Source organism: Candidatus Izemoplasmatales bacterium, from assembly GCA_041649275.1.
Classification (GTDB): Bacteria; Bacillota_I; Bacilli_A; order Izemoplasmatales; family Hujiaoplasmataceae; genus UBA12489.
Genome location: JBAZNL010000017.1, coordinates 1 through 17,294 on the forward strand (window position 1 = coordinate 1; position 17,294 = coordinate 17,294).

Annotated in this window: 15 protein-coding genes; 8 read left to right on the forward strand and 7 right to left on the reverse strand. The window is 63.4% G+C overall.

What is annotated here, in order from left to right; genetic code table 11:
• The 4 genes from WC509_07610 to WC509_07625 all read left to right on the forward strand — a co-directional run.
• The coding region (locus WC509_07610; GenBank protein ID MFA5007320.1) for an ABC transporter ATP-binding protein at nt 1–1,448 on the forward strand (1,448 nt) is incomplete at its 5' end.
• A gap of 151 nt (nt 1,449–1,599) precedes the next feature.
• On the forward strand, nt 1,600–2,052 hold the full coding sequence (locus WC509_07615) for a MarR family transcriptional regulator (protein MFA5007321.1): 453 nt from the start codon (nt 1,600–1,602) through the stop codon (nt 2,050–2,052).
• Nucleotides 2,049–4,274 carry an ABC transporter ATP-binding protein gene (locus WC509_07620; protein MFA5007322.1) on the forward strand — a complete coding sequence of 742 codons (2,226 nt, stop codon included), beginning with the start codon at nt 2,049–2,051 and terminating at the stop codon, nt 4,272–4,274. Before WC509_07615 ends, WC509_07620 begins: the two co-directional genes overlap by 4 nt.
• The gene (locus WC509_07625; GenBank protein MFA5007323.1) at nt 4,267–6,159 is read left to right on the forward strand and encodes an ABC transporter ATP-binding protein; all 1,893 of its coding nucleotides are present in this window, start codon (nt 4,267–4,269) and stop codon (nt 6,157–6,159) included. Before WC509_07620 ends, WC509_07625 begins: the two co-directional genes overlap by 8 nt.
• Before the next feature lie 70 nt (nt 6,160–6,229).
• Here the strand turns inward: WC509_07625 and WC509_07630 are convergent, their stop codons facing one another.
• The 7 genes from WC509_07630 to tilS form a co-directional block, all read right to left on the reverse strand.
• Entirely contained in the window at nt 6,230–7,063 is an 834-nt protein-coding gene (locus WC509_07630) for a pirin family protein (GenBank protein MFA5007324.1), read from the reverse strand.
• A gap of 114 nt (nt 7,064–7,177) precedes the next feature.
• Nucleotides 7,178–8,683 carry a lysine--tRNA ligase gene (gene lysS / locus WC509_07635; GenBank protein MFA5007325.1) on the reverse strand — a complete coding sequence of 502 codons (1,506 nt, stop codon included), beginning with the start codon at nt 8,681–8,683 and terminating at the stop codon, nt 7,178–7,180.
• A gap of 4 nt (nt 8,684–8,687) precedes the next feature.
• Nucleotides 8,688–9,674 carry a metal ABC transporter substrate-binding protein gene (locus WC509_07640; GenBank protein MFA5007326.1) on the reverse strand — a complete coding sequence of 329 codons (987 nt, stop codon included), beginning with the start codon at nt 9,672–9,674 and terminating at the stop codon, nt 8,688–8,690.
• 66 nt (nt 9,675–9,740) lie between these two features.
• Complete coding sequence (locus WC509_07645) at nt 9,741–10,022, reverse strand: RNA-binding S4 domain-containing protein (GenBank protein ID MFA5007327.1); 282 nt, start codon at nt 10,020–10,022, stop codon at nt 9,741–9,743.
• Nucleotides 10,023–10,078: 56 nt separating this feature from the next.
• Complete coding sequence (gene ftsH / locus WC509_07650) at nt 10,079–12,022, reverse strand: ATP-dependent zinc metalloprotease FtsH (GenBank protein ID MFA5007328.1); 1,944 nt, start codon at nt 12,020–12,022, stop codon at nt 10,079–10,081.
• Between the two features lie 15 nt (nt 12,023–12,037).
• Nucleotides 12,038–12,580: a hypoxanthine phosphoribosyltransferase gene (hpt, locus tag WC509_07655; protein ID MFA5007329.1), complete on the reverse strand. Its 543-nt coding sequence runs from the start codon at nt 12,578–12,580 to the stop codon at nt 12,038–12,040.
• A 5-nt stretch (nt 12,581–12,585) separates the two neighbouring features.
• On the reverse strand, nt 12,586–13,911 hold the full coding sequence (gene tilS / locus WC509_07660; protein ID MFA5007330.1) for a tRNA lysidine(34) synthetase TilS: 1,326 nt from the start codon (nt 13,909–13,911) through the stop codon (nt 12,586–12,588).
• A 212-nt stretch (nt 13,912–14,123) separates the two neighbouring features.
• On the opposite strand from tilS, the gene WC509_07665 reads away from it, so the two are divergent.
• From WC509_07665 to rpmE, 4 genes are all read left to right on the forward strand, one after another.
• Nucleotides 14,124–14,696 carry a Maf family protein gene (locus WC509_07665; protein ID MFA5007331.1) on the forward strand — a complete coding sequence of 191 codons (573 nt, stop codon included), beginning with the start codon at nt 14,124–14,126 and terminating at the stop codon, nt 14,694–14,696.
• 76 nt (nt 14,697–14,772) lie between these two features.
• A complete protein-coding gene (locus tag WC509_07670) occupies nt 14,773–15,612 on the forward strand; it encodes an AraC family transcriptional regulator (protein MFA5007332.1) in 840 nt (279 codons plus the stop codon).
• Nucleotides 15,613–15,875: 263 nt separating this feature from the next.
• Nucleotides 15,876–16,883 carry a ribosome small subunit-dependent GTPase A gene (gene rsgA / locus WC509_07675; protein ID MFA5007333.1) on the forward strand — a complete coding sequence of 336 codons (1,008 nt, stop codon included), beginning with the start codon at nt 15,876–15,878 and terminating at the stop codon, nt 16,881–16,883.
• A 179-nt stretch (nt 16,884–17,062) separates the two neighbouring features.
• Nucleotides 17,063–17,272, forward strand: coding sequence for a 50S ribosomal protein L31 (gene rpmE, locus WC509_07680; protein MFA5007334.1), 210 nt, complete (start codon nt 17,063–17,065; stop codon nt 17,270–17,272).
• Nucleotides 17,273–17,294 lie beyond the last annotated feature (22 nt).

A 17,294-nucleotide genomic window follows, 5' to 3' on the forward strand; every position in this document is an offset into this window, starting at 1 on the left:
GGATGCGCAAGGACGCCTTCGACAAGCTCGCCTCGCTGCCGGTCGGGTTCTTCGACCGGCATCAGACGGGCGACATCATCAGCGTCATCTCCTACGACATCGACACGATCAACGCCTCGCTGTCCAACGATCTCCTGCAGATGCTTACGAGCGTCTTCACCGTCGGCGGATCGTTTCTGATGATGCTCACGATCTCGCCGATCCTGCTCCTCGTGTTCGTCGTCACGATCCCCGCCTCGATCCTCTTCACGCGCTATCGCGCCCGCCGGGTCCGGCCGCTTTATCGCGAGCGTTCGGCGAAGCTCGGCGAGCTGAACGGCTTCGTCGAGGAGATCACGAGCGGCCAGAAGACGACCAAGGCCTACAGCCGCGAAGCGGTCTTCCTCGAGCGCTTCGATGAGAAGAACGAGGCCGCCGTCGACGCCAACTACCACGCGGACTGGTTCGCCAGCATCACCGGTCCGACCGTCAACTTCATCAACAACCTCTCGCTCGCGCTGATCAGCGTCTTCGGCGGCCTGCTCTACATGACCGGCGGGATCTCGCTCGGCAGCGTCTCTTCCTTCGTGCTCTATTCGCGCAAGTTCTCGGGCCCGATCAACGAGTTCGCCAACATCGTGAGCGAGCTGCAGTCGGCGCTTGCGGCCGCGGAGCGCGTCCTGCGCCTGATCGACGAGATTCCCGAACCGGCGGACGCCGAGCGGGCGCTTGCGCTCACGGACGTCCAAGGGTCGGTGACCCTCGACCACGTCGCCTTCGGCTACGATCCGTCGCGGACGATCATCAAGGACTTCTCGCTTTCCGTCAAACCCGGATCGGTGATCGCGATCGTCGGCCCGACCGGCGCCGGGAAGACGACGATCATCAACCTCCTGATGCGCTTCTACGACGTCGGCTCCGGTTCGATCGCGGTCGACGGGCATCCGATCGACGCCGTGACCCGCAAGAGCCTTCGGCTCGCCTACACGATGGTCCTCCAGGACACCTGGCTGTTCTACGGCACGATCTTCGAGAACATCGCCTACGGGAAGGAGAACGTGACCCGCGAGGAGGTCGTCCGGGCTGCGCAGGACGCCAAGATCGACCACTATATCACGTCGCTTCCGGACGGATACGACACGATCCTGAGCGACAATGCGGCGAACCTCTCGAAAGGGCAGAAGCAGCTCCTCACGATCGCCCGCGCGATCCTGCTCGACTCGCGCATGCTCATCCTCGACGAGGCGACCTCGAACGTCGACACCCAGACCGAGCGCCGGATCCAGGACGCGATGCTCCACCTGATGCGCGGCCGCACCTGCTTCGTGATCGCCCATCGCCTGTCGACGATCCAGAACGCCGACCGGATTCTCGTGATCCGCGACGGCGACATCGTCGAGCAGGGAAACCATGTCGAACTGATGGAAAGAAACGGCTTCTACCGCGAGCTCTACGACTCGCAGTTCTAGGACCCTTTCGGCTTGACCGGGGGGCGCGGATCCGATCGGACGGTCCGCGCCCCCCTTTCGTTTTCGACGGAAGTCAAATCGTTTGACCTTTCACGGATTCGTGATATAATGGGCCACGATTATTAAGTACCTAAAGTAACGGAGGACCATGATGCAATCATTGAACGCGTCGCTCACCGACAAGCTGATGCGACTCAGGGTGCTGGCCAGACGCCAGTACGTCACGAACCACGGAAAGGGATTCGGCATGCTGCTGTACGCGATCGACCGGCGCGGAAGCGGCGAAGGCATGACGATGACGGAACTCGCCCGCACCTTCTCGGTGAGTCTCGCCGCCGCCACGCAGATGGTGAAACTCCTGAAACGCCAGGGCTTCCTCGCCGTCCGGAAGGATCCGGAAGACGCCCGGGTCTCGCGCGTCTTCCTCACCGCGGACGGCGCCGCCGCGTCCGCACGGGCGCAGGAAATCACGAACGGCTTCCTCGACGGTCTCGAAGAGCATCTCGGGAGCGAAGACAGCGCCGCCTTCGACCGCATCCTCGGGCGCATCCTCGCCTACGTCGAACGCGCGGGCGACGGCCTCGACGGGGAGGCGACGCGATGACGCGGCTTCTGAAATACCTGAAACCCTTCGTCCTGACGCTCGTCCTCGCGGTCGGGCTCCTGTTCGTCCAGGCGATGGCGGAACTGAAGCTGCCGTCCTATCTCTCCGACATCGTCAACGTCGGGATCCAGGCGAGCGGCATCGATCACGCCGCTCCCGAGGCGATCAGCGCCGCGGGATACGACTTCGTCACCGCGCTCGTCTCGGCCGACGATGCGGCCCTGGTCGAAAGCAGCTACGTGCCGGTCGTCGCCGGCGAGGAGCTGTCCGTGGGCGGTCAGACGATCGACACGTCCGCGACGGCGATGTATCGTCTCGGGGAAGTCGACGACGCAACGCTGTCGCGTCTCGACGAGGTCTTCGGAGGCGCCGTCTGGATCATGATCGACGTCGCGCGTCAGCTCGGCACGAATTCGGGATCGTCGGGGTTCGACGTCACCGCCGACTTCGCCGTCGCCAACCTCTATGCGATGGCGGATTCGCTTCAGGCGTCGCCCGCCTGGCCGACGCTCGTCGCTTCCGCCCGGACATCCGCCGCGGCGGTCGACCCGATGCTTCGAACGCAGACCGGCGTCGTCCTCGCCGCCAAATACTACGAGGAGCTCGGCATCGACATGACCGCGATGCAGCTCGGCTACATCCTCATGGCGGGTCTCCGGATGCTCGGCGTGACCCTGATCGCCGCCGTCGCCACCGTCATCGTCTCCTACCTGTCCTCGCGGATCGGCGCGGGCGTCGCGCGCGATCTGCGCGAAGCGACGTTCGCGAAGGTCGAATCCTTCTCGAACGAGGAGTTCAACCGCTTCTCGACGGCATCCCTGATCACCCGCACGACGAACGACATCAACCAGATCCAGCAGCTCGTCGTCTTCGCGATCCGGATGCTCTTCTATTCGCCGATCATCGCCGTCGGCGGCGTGCTGATGATCCTCGAGACGAACGCGTCGATGACGTGGATCATCGCCGCGGCCGTCGTCGCAGTCAGCCTCGTGATCGTCTTCATCTTCACGCTCGCGATTCCGAAGTTCAAGCTCACCCAGAAACTCGTCGACCGGCTCAACCTCGTCACCCGCGAAGGCCTCACCGGCCTGATGGTGATCCGCGCCTTCGGAAACCAGGAACACGAGGAGAAGAAGTTCGACGGCGCGAACCGCGATCTCGCGAAGACGCTGCTCTTCGTGAACCGCGTCATCGCCGTAATGATGCCGATGATGATGCTGATCATGAACGTCACGATGGTCGCGATCATCTGGTTCGGTTCGAACCAGGTCGCCGCCTCCGGCATGCAGGTCGGCGACATGCTCGCGTTCATGAACTACTCGATGCAGGTCATCATGTCCTTCCTGATGATCGCGATGATGTTCATCTTCTGGCCGCGCGCCGAAGTGTCCGCCGCGCGCGTCGCCGACGTGCTCGAGACGAAGCCGCGGATCCTCGATCCCGACCAGCCGGTCGCGATGACCGGCTCCGTCGAGGGGCGGGTCCGCTTCGACCACGTCTCGTTCCGCTTCGGGAACGCCGACGAAAAGGTTCTCGAGGACATCACGTTCGAGGCCCTTCCCGGCAAGACGACCGCGATCATCGGATCGACGGGATCCGGCAAGAGCACGCTCGTCAACCTGATCCCGCGCTTCTACGACGTCACCGAAGGATCGATCACGATCGACGGCGTCGACGTCCGCGCGATGACCCAGCACGACCTCCGGGCGCTGATCGGCTACGTCCCGCAGAAGGGGATGATCCTCTCCGGCACGATCGAGAGCAACCTGCGCTACGGCCGTCACGACGCCACGGCGGAGGAACTCCGCGCCGCTGCCGAGACCGCCCAGGCGACCGAATTCATCGACGCCTCCGAACAGGGGTTCCAGACCGAGATCTCCGAAGGCGCGGCGAACGTCTCCGGCGGGCAGAAGCAGCGGCTGTCGATCGCTCGCGCGTTCGCGAAGGCGGCGCCGATCCTGATCTTCGACGACAGCTTCTCCGCCCTCGACTTCAGGACCGACCAGAAGCTGCGCCGCGCGATGAAGGCGGCGGCCGCGGATGCGACCGTCCTCATCGTCGCCCAGCGCGTCGGCACGATCATGCACGCCGATCAGATCATCGTCCTCGAGAACGGACGGATCGTCGGCCGGGGGACGCACGAAGAACTTCTGTCGTCCTGCCCGATCTATCTTGAAATCGCGTCCTCGCAGCTCGCGAAGGAGGAACTCGCCCATGTCTGATCATCCGAATGAACGAAGCACCCAGCCGCGCCCGATGATGGCGGGCGGCCCCCGCGGGGCGATCGGCCCCGCCGGCGCCAAGGCGAAGGATTTCCGCGGCACGACCGCGAAACTGCTGCGGCGGCTGAAGCCGTACCGCCTCAAGATCGCCTTCGTGCTCTTCTTCGCGCTCTTGTCCACGGTCTTCATGATCGTCGGTCCGAAGATCCTCGGACAGGCGACGACGCTGCTCGTCGAGGGTCTGCTCAAGAAGATCGCCGGCACCGGCGACATCGACTTCGGGGCGATCGGGCTGATCATCGTCGAGATGCTCGTCCTCTATCTCATCGCCGCCTTCTTCAACTACATCCAGGGATTCGTCATGACCAAGGTCGCCAACGACGTCACCTACACGATGCGGCGCGAGATCCGCGCCAAGGTCGACCGGCTCCCGCTTCGCTACTTCGACTCCCACAACTACGGCGAGGTCCTCTCGCACGTCACGAACGACGTCGACACCGTCAACCAGAGTCTGACGCAGGGAATCACGCAGCTGATCACCTCGGCGGTGACGATCCTCGGCGTCGCCATCATGATGTTCTCGATCAGCTGGCAGATGGCGCTCGTCGCCATCCTCATCCTGCCGCTCGCCGCCTTCATCATCCGCTTCGTCTTCAAGAAGTCGCAGAAGCACTTCAAGCAGCAGCAGGCTTCGCTCGGGGCGATCAACGGACAGGTCGAGGAACTGTACGCGAACCACATGATCGTCAAGGCCTTCAACGGTGAGAAGGAAGCCGTCGACGGCTTCCGGAAGAAGAACGACCAGCTCTACGGCGCCGCCTGGAAGAGCCAGTTCTTCTCGGGAATCATGCAGCCGATCATGAACTTCGTGGGCAACCTCGGATACGTGATCGTCGCCATCCTCGGCGGCTACTACGCCGCAACCGGCGTGATCAAGATCGGCGAGCTCCAGTCCTTCATCCAGTACATGCGTTCCTTCACGATGCCGATCGGGCAGATCGCGGCGCAGTCGAACGTGCTCCAGTCGGCGATCGCCGCCAGCGAGCGCATCTTCACCCTCCTCGAGGAGCCCGAGGAGACGCCGGATCCCGTCGACGCGGATCCGGTCGACGGTCTTCGCTCCGAGGTCTCGTTCGACCACGTCCGGTTCGGTTACGACGCCGAGAAGCCCGTCATCCGCGACTTCTCCTTCACGGCCGGGGCGGGACAGAAGATCGCCATCGTCGGTCCGACCGGCGCCGGCAAGACGACGATCGTGAAGCTCCTCATGCGCTTCTACGACGTGAACGAAGGCGCGATCGCAATCGACGGCGTCGACCTTCGGAAACTCCGCCGGAACGACCTGCGGAAACGCTTCGGGATGGTCCTCCAGGACACCTGGCTCTACCACGGGTCGATCCGGGACAACATCCGCTACGGCCGCCTCGACGCGACCGACGCGGAGGTCGAGCGCGCCGCCGCCGTGGCCCAGATCGACCACTACGTCAAGACCCTTCCCGAAGGCTACGACACCCTCCTGAACGAAGAGAGCTCGAACATCTCGGCCGGACAGAAACAGCTGCTCACGATCGCCCGCGCGGTCCTCGCGGATCCGCGGATGCTGATCCTCGACGAGGCCACCAGTTCCGTCGACACGCGCATGGAGATCCTGATCCAGCGGGCGATGGACCGGCTCATGGAAGGCCGGACGAGCTTCATCATCGCGCACCGCCTCTCGACGATCCGCAACGCGGACAGGATCCTTGTGATGGACCACGGCGACATCGTCGAGATCGGCACCCACGAGGAGCTTCTGAAGAAGAACGGTTTCTACGCCTCGCTCTACAACAGCCAGTTCGACCGCGAAGCGGCCGATGCGCCGGAAGCGGCCCCAAGCGCCGCCTGATCGACGTTTATATTGCACAAAGCCCCCCACCAAATTAGGCGGGGGGCTTTTCGATTCGTTTGAGAACGTGCTAACGCTTCAGGAAGGTGCCTTCGTCGAGTTCACGGAACGCGGTGCGGAGCTCTTCGCGGGTGTTCATCACGATCGGTCCGCCCCAGGCGATCGGTTCGTCGAGCGGTTCGCCGGCGGCGAAGAGGAAGCGCGCCCCGTCCTTGCCGGCGACGACGGAGATCTCGTCGCCGTCCTCGAAGAAGGCGGCGTCCCGGGCCTTGGCACCGGCATCGCCGGCCGCGAACGAACCTTCGAACAGGTAGGCGAACGCGGTCGCGGTCTTCGAGACGGGCCGGCGGAACGTCGCGCCGGGCGCCAATCCGACGTCGAGGTAGACGATGTCGACGTAGTCGGGAGAAACCGCACCCTGGATGCCCTCATGGACGCCGGCGAGGATCCGGACGGACGCGCCGCCATTTGTCGCGACGGGCACCGTCCCGGCGCGGACGTCGCGGTACTTGGGCGGGCACATCTTGTCCTTCGCGGGCAGGTTGAGCCAGAGCTGGGCACCGAGCATGCGCTTGGCCGGCCGGGGCATCTCCTGGTGGAGGATGCCGCTGCCGGCGGTCATCCACTGGCATTCGCCGGGGCCGATCGTTCCGCGGTTTCCGATCGAGTCGCCGTGTTCGATGTGGCCGTCGATCAGGTAGGTGATCGTCTCGATCCCGCGATGGGGGTGCCAGGGGAATCCCTTCACGTAATCCTCCGGATCCGTCGAATCGAAGGCGTCGAGCATCAGGAAGGGGTCGGCGTGGCCGACGTCGGGGCGGGAGAGGACGCGGACGAGACGGACGCCGGCGCCGTCGACGGCGGCGGTTCCGTTCACGGTCCGGGCGATTCTGCGTACGTTCATGGGGAGCCTCCGAGGATTGTTTCCTGCCTTCATTATAGCACGGGTCGCGCATGCCGGGGTCGGCGACGCCCATAGCGAAAACGTCCCGCCACGATCGGCGGGACGTTCGATGGGTCACTTGTTGGGGTTGCGGGGCTTCATGTGCGGGAAGAGGAGGACGTCGCGGATCGACTGGCTGTTCGTGAGGAGCATCACCAGACGGTCGATCCCGATGCCGATGCCCCCGGTCGGTGGCATTCCGTACTCGAGCGACTCGACGAAGTCGACGTCCATCTCGTTGGCCTCGTCGTTGCCGAGGGCCTTTTCCTTCAGCTGGTTCTCGAAGCGCTCGAGCTGGTCGACCGGGTCGTTCAGCTCGGTGTAGGCGTTGGCGTACTCGCGCGAATCGATGAAGAGCTCGAAGCGCTGGGTGAAGCGCGGATCCTTCGGGTCCTTCTTGGTGAGCGGCGAGATCTCGATCGGATGGCCGTAGACGAAGGTCGGCTGGACGATCTTCTCCTCGCAGTAGGCCTCGAAGAAGAGGTTGACGATGTGGCCGATCCCGAAATGCTGCGGCTCGACGCGCAGATGATGATCGAGGGCGAGCTTCTTTGCGGCCTCGAAGTCGGTGATCTGGAAGAAGTCGATGCCGGTCTCTTCGCGGATCAGGTCGACCATGTGGGCGCGGCGCCAGCCGCGGGCGAGGCTGATCGGCTTCTCGCCGTACTGGATCGACGTCGTGCCGATCGTCGCTTCCGCGATCGAGACGATCAGGTCCTCGCAAAGATCCATCATCCCCTCGAGGTCGCTGTAGGCGAGGTAGAGCTCGATCGTCGTGAACTCGGGGTTGTGCTTCACGTCCATGCCCTCGTTGCGGAAGAGGCGGCCGATCTCGTAGACGCAGTCGAGACCGCCGACGATCAGCCGTTTCAGGTAGAGCTCCGGGGCGATTCGGAGATAGAACGGCATGTCGAGGGTGTTGTGGTGGGTGATGAACGGGCGCGCGTTCGCGCCGCCGAGGATCGGATGGAGGATCGGCGTCTCGACCTCGAGATAGCCCTTGGCGTCGAGATAGCCGCGCATCGCGCGGATGATCTTCGAACGCAGGATCAGGGTCTTCTTGGAATCCTCGTTCATGATCAGGTCGACGTAGCGGCGGCGATAGCGCTCCTCGACGTCGACGAGGCCATGGAACTTGTCCGGCAGCGGCCGGAGCGCCTTCGTCAGATGGATGAAGCGGTCGACGCGGACGGAGAGCTCGCCGGTGTTCGTGATCATCGGGATGCCCTCGACGCCGACGATGTCGCCGAGGTCGGACTTCTCGAAGAGGTCGTAGTCCGCTTCGCCGACGACGTCGAACTTGACGTAGATCTGGAGCTGCCCGTACTGGTCCTGGAGATGGGCGAAGCCCGCCTTGCCCTTGACGCGCTTGGTCATGATGCGGCCGGCGATCCGGACCTTCGGCGGATTCTCGATGGCATGGAGTTCGTCCTTCGAATACGACGAGAAGGCGGCCTTGAAGGTCTCGGTGTTGTGGGTCCGGTCGAAGCGCGTGCCGAAGGGGTCGATGCCCTTCGCCTGCAGTTCCGCGGCTTTCTCGCGGCGGACGATTTCCTGTTCGGTGAGTCTTGAATTGTCCATGGGCTTACCTCGCTTGGCTGGTGACGGTGACAGTCGGGGTGGTGGCGGTGACGATGCTTTCGAGATTGCGGTACATGATCTGGATGTAATCGGATCCGTCCGTCGGGACGGTGTCCATGATGTTGAAGTCGAGTTTGGCGACGGTATAGGGCAATCCGGATTCGTTGAGCGCGGCGAGCACCGCCTCGGAAAGCGGGGAGCTGGCGTTCTTCTCGAAGATGATGTACTGGATCCCGTACAGGATCGCGTCGTCGACGATCTCCTGCTTCTGCTGGGCGGTGAACTGTTCGGTCTCCTCGTGGTAGCCGGGCGAGATCGAGATCGTGTCGATCCCGTAGTCGGCCTTGAGGTAGCCGTAGAGGTTGGTCGAGGTCATCATCCGCTTCGTGCCGGCGTCGATGCCGTTTTCGTAGGCATACGAGAGCGTCTCGAGGCGGGCGACGAGCGCGAGATGGTTTTCGGTGAAGGCGGCGGCGAGGTCGGGGAAGGCCGAGACGAGCCGGTCGCGCACGACCGTCGCGACCAGGATCATGCGTTCCGGGCTGACCCAGAAGTGCGGGTCGTAGCCGAGCGTCGTGGGTTCCTCGTGTTCGGTGGTCGTACCGCTTTCGTCGTCGTGATGATGGACGACGCCTTCGATGAACTCGATCGCGTTCTCGATCTTGACCAGACGGCCTTCCGCCGCCAGGTTCTCGAAGACGCCGTCGATCTGGTTGTCGATCTGGGCGTCGAGGTTGGCGCCGACGTAGAAGAGGAGGGCGGCGTTCTTCATCGCGATGATCTGCTTGGGGGACCAGTCCGCGACCTGGTTGTGCGAGGAGATGCCCGGGACCATCCCGGCGGTCACGCCGGTATCCGCGGCGATCTCGTTCACGAGGTAGACGAGCGGGTACACCGTCGCGTAGACGTCGTATGCGGTTTCGGAAGGCGTGCAGGCGATCGTCGCCGACAGGCCGAGGATGAGCGCGAGCGCGCCCAGGATTCTTTTCATGATCGGCACCAACTTCTGTGCCGGCCAAAGCCGGCATCATGTCATCATTATACCGTAAGGGGGACCTTAACGCAACGCGCCATCGGCGGTGGAAGCGATTTTCTCCTCCGCGAGGACGGCGTACATGCCTTCGGCGTCTTCCTTCCGGACGGTTTCGGCGATCCGAAGGACCTTGACCGTGAGCCGTTTCTGACCATAGGAAATGACGATCGTGTCGCCTTCCTTGACGTCGGTGGAGGGTTTGGCGACGCGGCCGTTCACGAGCACCCGCTCGGCCTCGGAGATGTCCTTGGCGACGGTGCGGCGCTTGAAGATGCGGGAGACCTTGAGGAACTTGTCGAGACGCATGGATGGACTCCTTTCAAACGAACAGGGATACCCGCGAGTATCCCTGCATGTCGATTCTAGTGGGCGACCTCGCCGGTCGCGGTGGGGGCGGCGGGGACGGCGGGGTCGACCGGCTTGTCGGCGCGGGCGAGCTTGCCGGTGGCGACGATCTCGTCGATGTCCTCCTTGGTCAGCGTTTCGATCTTGAGGAGCGCTTCGGCGATCGCCTTGAGGAGGTCGATGTTGTCGCCGATGACCTTCTTGGCCTTTTCGTAGCAGTTGTGGATGATGGCGCGGACTTCCTTGTCGATCTCGGTGGCGATCGCTTCGGAGAAGCGGTTCGACTTGCCGTAGTCGCGGCCGAGGAAGACGGCGCCGGTGTCGTGCTCGTAGGTGACCGGGCCGAGGCTCTCGGACATGCCGTACTCGGTGATCATCGTGCGGGCGATCTCGGTGGCGCGCTGGATGTCGTTGTGGGCGCCGGTCGAGATCTCGCCGAAGGTGAGTTCCTCGGCGACGCGGCCGCCGAGGAGGCCCGAGATCCATTCGAGCAGGCCCTGCTTCGTCTGGAGGAAGCGCTGCTCCTCCTCGGGAAGCATCAGGTTGTAGCCGCCGGCGGTGCCGCGCGGGATGATCGTGACCTTGTGGACGATGTTCGCGTTCTCGAGCTTGAGGCCGATGACGGCGTGTCCGGCTTCGTGGTACGCGATGTACTCGCGTTCCTTCTTGGACATGACGCGCGACTTCTTCGCCGGTCCCATCATCACGCGGTCGATCGCTTCGTCGATGTGGTAGAGCTCGACCTGGGTCTTGTTCTCGCGGGCGGCGAGGAGAGCCGCTTCGTTCATCACGTTCTCGAGGTCGGCGCCGGTGAACCCGGGGGTGCGGCGGGCGATCTCGTCGAAGGTGATCGAGGGATTGATCTTCTTCTTGCGGGAGTGGACCTTGAGGATCTCGGCGCGGCCCTTGATGTCGGGGACGCCGATGTAGATCTGGCGGTCGAAGCGGCCGGGACGGAGCAGCGCCGGGTCGAGGATGTCGACGCGGTTGGTGGCCGCGAGGACGATGACGCCGGAATTGTGGCCGAAGCCGTCCATCTCGACGAGCAGCTGATTGAGCGTCTGTTCGCGTTCGTCGTGGCCGCCGCCGAGGCCGGTGCCGCGCTGGCGGCCGACGGCGTCGATCTCGTCGATGAAGAGGATGCACGGGGCGTTCTGCTTGGCGGTCTTGAACATGTCGCGGACGCGGCTGGCGCCGACGCCCACGAACATCTCGAGGAAGTCGGAGCCGGAGACGTAGTAGAAGGGGACGTTCGCCTCGCCGGCGACGGCGCGGGCGATGAGCGTCTTGCCGGTGCCGGGCGGGCCGACCAGGATGACGCCCTTGGGAATCCGGGCGCCGAGGTCGATGTACTTCTTCGGAGCCTTGAGGAAGTCGATGATCTCGGCCAGTTCGGCCTTCTCCTCGTCGGCGCCGGCGACGTCGGCGAAGGTCGTCTTCTGATTCTTCGAAAGACGGGCGCGCGAACGGCCGAAGTCGAAGGCCTGCTTGTTGGCGTTGTTCGAGCCGCGCGTCATCATCACGAGCATGATCACGATGCCGGCGACCACGAGCAGCGGCAGGAGGATGTCGAAGAGGCTGTACGCCGCGCCGCGCTCGAAGACGTAGGCGATGTCGTTGGCGTCGTCGGCGTCGGAGTTCTTCGCGACGATGACCCCGAGGATTTCCTGGTATTCGGCGTCGTTGGCGAGGTAGGTGACGTAGGTGGTGTCGTCCGACAGCATGCCCGTGACTTCGTAGGCGCGGTAGTTGAGTTCGCCGACGGCGGGCGTGATCGTGACGGTGTCGACGCTGTCGGTCGTCAGTGCGGCGAGGAACTCGTCGTTCCGGAGTTCCTTCGGCGCCGTCGGGGCGCTGAAGCTGTAGATGATCGCGAAGGCGATCGCGATCAGCACCAGGATCATGAGATAGTGCGAGCCGCGGTTGCCGGCGAAGGGTTTTCTGGTATTCGATTCGGCCATGGAAGGTCCTCCTGACTATTTCCTGTAGACTTCGGGCTTCAACACGCCGACATACGGCAGGTTGCGGTACAGTTCGTCGTAATCGAGCCCGAAGCCGACGACGAATTCCTTGGGAATGACGGTGCCGACGTACTTCGGCACGAACTCGAGCACGCGACCGGCGGGCTTGTCGAGCAGGGTGACGACTTCCACCGTGGCGGCGCCGCGGTGGTAGAGGAGCTTGACGATGACGTCGAGCGTCTTGCCGGTGTCGACGATGTCCTCGGCGATCAGGATGTGGCGGTCCTTGACCGTGACCTCGAGGTCGCGGGTGATGCGGATGTCGGAGGACGAGGTGATCCCGCCGTGGTAGGACGAGACGCCCATCAGTTCGATCTCGCAATAGAGGTCGATGTTGCGGATCAGCTGCGCCATGAAGGGCATGCAGCCCTTGAGCAGGCCGACGATCAGGGGACGCTTGTCCTGATAGTCCTTCGTGATCTCGGCGCCGAGCCGCTTGCAGATGGCTTCGATCTCGGTTTCCGATACGAGCACGCGTTCGATGTCTTTTTCAAGCATGGCAGTTACCCCCGTCGATAGGTGATGTCGATCCGTTCGCGTCCCGGCGGGATCGCGGCCCGGATGTTGAGTGCGGGAATCCAGAGCACGTTCCCGTCCTTTCCGATCAACAGCGGCATCGCGTTCCGGTCGCCCATCGGCACCTTGCGGTCGATGAACAGGTCCTTCAGCTTCTTTTTGCCGTAGGCGAAGGCGATGCGATCGCCGTCGCGTCGCGTGCGTACGCTCATCGGGAAAAGGAAATCTAGATTATTATAACACAGTTCGGTGCGAATTCCATCGAAATCGACCCGATTCGCCGAGACCTCGATCACCGATCCGTCGGGAAGCCGATAGCTTCCGGGTCCCGGAATCGGCACCTCGAAGGGGGTTGTTTCGACGATCGAACGACGGATCGCGACGACATCGTAGTTCTTCTCGACGACGCATCCCCCGGGCAGGTCGTAGGAGGCGTGCGGCCGATCGATCGTGGCGATCCGATCGGCGGCGAGGATCTGCGCGAAGGAGAGTTCCAGCGCGTCGTCCGTGAGCCGGTCGAAACAGCGCTTCACCGTCTCCTTGCGTACGGCCGGATCGAGCCGGGCGAAGGCGGCGGAGGAGAAGGAGAGGAGATCGGCGCCGACGTCGACGTCCGCCGCGATGAATTCCGCCGCGAGCCTTGCGACGACGTCGTGCGCCTCGTCGACGTAGGTCGAGAACTGCGCGAACTTCTGCAGGTAGCGGGGATTCTCCAAGGCGATCGCGGGCATCGCGTGATGGCGGAAGCGATTGCGGGTGTAATGGTCCTCGGCGTTGGATTCGTCGACGCGATAGGGAAGATCGCGTTCCTTCTGATACGCCGCGATCTCGGCGCGCGAGACCGTAAGCAGCGGGCGGACGATCTCGACGCCGTCCAGGTCGGCCCGCGCGGGGATGCCCGCGTAACCGGAAAGACCGGAACCGCGGACGATCCGCATCAGGATCGTCTCGGCCTGGTCGTCTGCCTGATGCGCGAGCGCGATCTTGTTCATCCCGCGGCGTCTGGCGACGTCGCGGAAGAAGGCGTAACGGGCCTTGCGGGCGCGGTCGTGGAAGTTGCCGGTTCCGCCGGGAAGCCGCATCGATTCGAACGGAATTCCGTAGAAGGCGCAGCGTTCCTCGACGAAACGGGCGTCCTCGGCGGAAACGCCGCGTTTCTGATGGTCGACGTGGGCGACGACCAGGTCCAGTTTCCGGCGGGTCCGGAGACCGGCGAGGAGGTCGAGCAGCACCATCGAATCGATGCCGCCCGAGACGGCGACGACGATGCGGTCGCGGTCGGCGACGAGTTTCCGGTCGATAACGATGGACATGCGATCACCTCCCGCGGGGGTTCATATCATCCATTGTATCACGATTTCCGCATGGAATGTCCGATTCGGTGCGTTTCAGGCCGTCCGAATGTCATCATTCTATCAGCGCACGGTGATGGAATCGTGGGGGGCGGGTGTCAATGTGGAAATGCGCCGCCGACGGCCGTCCCCTATGGTATAATGTGGATGACGTGCACGACGGAGGAAACGACATGGATAAACTCATTCTCGCCAGCAACTCGCCGCGGCGGCGGCAGCTTCTCGAAATGCTCGGATTGGACTTCGAGGTCGTGCTCGGCGACGTCGAGGAGACGATCGATCCGACGATGGATCCCGCCGAGGTCGTGACCGACCTCGCGATGAAGAAGGCGCTGGACGTCTTCCGAAGCCACCGGGACCGCGTCGTGCTCGGCTTCGACACGATGGTCTACGTCGACGGCGAACCGCTCGGGAAGCCCGTGTCGGCCGACGACGCGAAGCGGATGCTCCGGCTGCTCGCCGGCCGGACGCACACGGTCGTGACCGGCTGTGCGATCATCACGAAGCGCATCTCGACGTCGTTCTGCGAACGCGCCGAGGTCGTCTTCCATCCGCTGACGGATGCCGAGATCGACGGATACGTCGCTTCCGGCGAGCCGTTCGACAAGGCCGGCGCCTACGCCGTCCAGGGGCTCGGAGCGAAGTTCGTGCGCGGGATCGAAGGCGACTACTTCACGGTGATGGGGCTTCCGGTCGCGCGTCTCTACCACGAACTCAAGGCGCTCGGACTGTGGCCGCTGGCGTGAGCGCCGTCGTGATGGCTTAACGGCGGCGAACGGATGAAGATCGGAATCTGCAATCATGGATGAAGGGGATGAGACCATGGACATCGACACCGGACGGGAAACCGCGCTTAATGCGCTCCATGCCGGAGATCTCAGGCTGTTCGAGGCGGGCAAGGAGAAGAACGCGCCGGCGAAGGACGTCCCCCCCGACGTTGCGAAGGAATATCATCTTCTCCGGTTCGTCCTGTCGGGAAAAGGCGTCATTCTGCTCGACGGGAAGGAATACCATCTCGTCAAGGGCGATGCGTTCCTCATCCCGGCGGGAAGCACGGCGCACGGCATCCCCGACGAGAAGGAACCGTGGACCGTCGCCTGGTTCGGCTTCAACGGTCCGCGGGGCGACGATCTGCTTGGGCTTTTGGGGATCGCTCCGGCCACGCCGCTGTTCACCGGCGTCCGCGACGATTCGCTCAGCGGTCCGCTCCTCGAACTCGTCGACAACGCCGGCCGTGTCGGCTTCCTCGATCTCAAATGCCTCGGCTACGCCTACATCGTCTTCTCGCTGATGGCCGACCACCGTCTCGATCGCGCTTCGCGGGTCACGACGAAGGAACAGCACGTCAAGGCGGCGAAAGAATTCATCACCGGTAACTTCCAGCTTCCGATCACGGTGGCGGAGATCGCCGGTGCGGTCGGACTGACCCCCAACTATCTCTCCAACATCTTCCAGGGAACCCTCGGGCTTTCCCCGAAGCAGTATCTGACGCAGTACCGGATGGAGAAGGCATGCATCCTGCTTCTCGACCGCAGGGCGTTGGTCAAAGACGTCGCCGAACGTGTCGGATACAAGAACCAGCTGCACTTCTCGGGCGAGTTCAAGAAGGCGATCGGCCTGAGTCCGAAGCATTACCAGGAGAAGAAGGCGAAACGCGCGTAAGCGGATTGAATCCTCCCGCCGGCATCCCGAAAAGGGTGCCGGCTTTCGTTTTGCGAAAAAACCGGGCTCGTTCGCGATCGAACGGGTGTATAATGGATGCGACCGACGGCGCAGTGACGCCGGCGGCGATCTCCAAGGAAAGGAATGAGGAGCATGAGACATACGGATACCGCATATTATCGCATCGACCTGACCACGGAGGGAACGCAGAACTGACGCTCAACCCTCCATCACTCACGAAAAAAATGGAGGAAACCAATACTTTGAATCTTCAGATCCCCGGATGGACCGAACAGGTCGCCCGGGCCGCGGCAGCCTATTCCGAGCTGTCCGCCGCCCGCGTATCCGGGCAGGAACGAGACCTGTATACCATCATCTCGGAACAGGGAACCCTGCCGGCCAAGGTGTCCGGCAAGATGATCCACCAGTCCGCGGGTCCCGCGGACTTTCCCGCCGTCGGCGACTGGGTCGCCGTCGACGTCAAGGACGGCTTCGCGGTGATCCAGGCGATCCTGCCGCGGAAGAGCGTCCTCGAACGCAAGAGCGCCGGCATGACCTCGGCCGGGCAGATCATCGCCAGCAACGTCGACGTCGTCTTCATCTGCATGTCGACGAACGAGAACTACAACCTGCGCCGCCTCGAGCGCTACCTCGCCGTCGTCTGGGCGAGCGGCGCCGAGCCGTGCGTCGTGCTCACCAAGACCGACCTCGCCGACGACGTCGCATCGGCCGTCGCCGAGGTCATGGCCGTCGCCCCCGGGGTCGAGATCCTGACCGCGACCGACCGGACCGGGGAAGGCTACGCCGACATCGACCGCAGGATGCGTCCGGGTCGAACCTGCGCCTTCGTCGGCTCGTCCGGCGTCGGGAAGTCGACGATCGTGAACCACCTCATGGACACTGCCGTGATGGCGACCCAAGACGTCGGAAAGGACGACAAGGGCCACCACACGACCACCTCCCGCCAGCTGTTCGTCACGCCCGCCGGCGCGATCGTGATCGATACCCCCGGCATGCGCGAACTGCAGATCGACGTCGCCGACTTCGATTCCGCCTTCGCCGACATCGAGGAACTCGCGGCGTCATGCCGCTTCGGCGACTGCACCCACGAGTCCGAGCCGCACTGCGCGGTCAAGGCGGCGATCGCCGACGGCCGCCTGCCGGCCGAACGGATGGAGAACTACCGCAAGATGCAACGGGAAGCGGCCCACCAGGAACGCAAGGCGAAGACCGCGGAAATCGCGGCCGCCCGCTGGCGTCGCACCCACTGAATACGAAGGCGCCCGGCTGATGCCGGACGCCTTTTCCTTTCTCGGGACACCGTCGCCGCCGAAGGGATGCGACGGTGCGACGATTGCGCTTGCATTTTATCTTCGACTTTGTTATAATACCCTTGCTTGCGTCAAGACACTTTCTATGAGACCCCACTCATGGCGGAAGGAGAGTACACATGAAGACCGGCATTCATCCCAAGTATTACAAGGTGACGGTGACCTGCACGACCTGCGGGAACACCTTCGAGACGGGTTCCACCTCCAAGGAACTGCGCGTCGATACTTGCAGCAACTGCCATCCGTTCTTCACCGGCAAACAGAAGTTCACGGCTGCCGACGGACGGATCGACAAGTTCAACAAGCGTTACAACATCGAAAACAAATAACGACCGAAGAAAACCATTCAAT

Bases quoted from the DNA above. Each gene is read 5' to 3' on its own strand.
- WC509_07615 (MFA5007321.1), top strand. From the start codon at position 1,600: ATGCAATCATTGAACGCGTCGCTCACCGACAAGCTGATGCGACTCAGG.
- WC509_07620 (MFA5007322.1), top strand. From the start codon at position 2,049: ATGACGCGGCTTCTGAAATACCTGAAACCCTTCGTCCTGACGCTCGTC.
- WC509_07625 (MFA5007323.1), top strand. From the start codon at position 4,267: ATGTCTGATCATCCGAATGAACGAAGCACCCAGCCGCGCCCGATGATG.
- WC509_07630 (MFA5007324.1), bottom strand. From the start codon at position 7,063: ATGAACGTACGCAGAATCGCCCGGACCGTGAACGGAACCGCCGCCGTC.
- lysS (MFA5007325.1), bottom strand. From the start codon at position 8,683: ATGGACAATTCAAGACTCACCGAACAGGAAATCGTCCGCCGCGAGAAA.
- WC509_07640 (MFA5007326.1), bottom strand. From the start codon at position 9,674: ATGAAAAGAATCCTGGGCGCGCTCGCGCTCATCCTCGGCCTGTCGGCG.
- WC509_07645 (MFA5007327.1), bottom strand. From the start codon at position 10,022: ATGCGTCTCGACAAGTTCCTCAAGGTCTCCCGCATCTTCAAGCGCCGC.
- ftsH (MFA5007328.1), bottom strand. From the start codon at position 12,022: ATGGCCGAATCGAATACCAGAAAACCCTTCGCCGGCAACCGCGGCTCG.
- hpt (MFA5007329.1), bottom strand. From the start codon at position 12,580: ATGCTTGAAAAAGACATCGAACGCGTGCTCGTATCGGAAACCGAGATC.
- tilS (MFA5007330.1), bottom strand. From the start codon at position 13,911: ATGTCCATCGTTATCGACCGGAAACTCGTCGCCGACCGCGACCGCATC.
- WC509_07665 (MFA5007331.1), top strand. From the start codon at position 14,124: ATGGATAAACTCATTCTCGCCAGCAACTCGCCGCGGCGGCGGCAGCTT.
- WC509_07670 (MFA5007332.1), top strand. From the start codon at position 14,773: ATGGACATCGACACCGGACGGGAAACCGCGCTTAATGCGCTCCATGCC.
- rpmE (MFA5007334.1), top strand. From the start codon at position 17,063: ATGAAGACCGGCATTCATCCCAAGTATTACAAGGTGACGGTGACCTGC.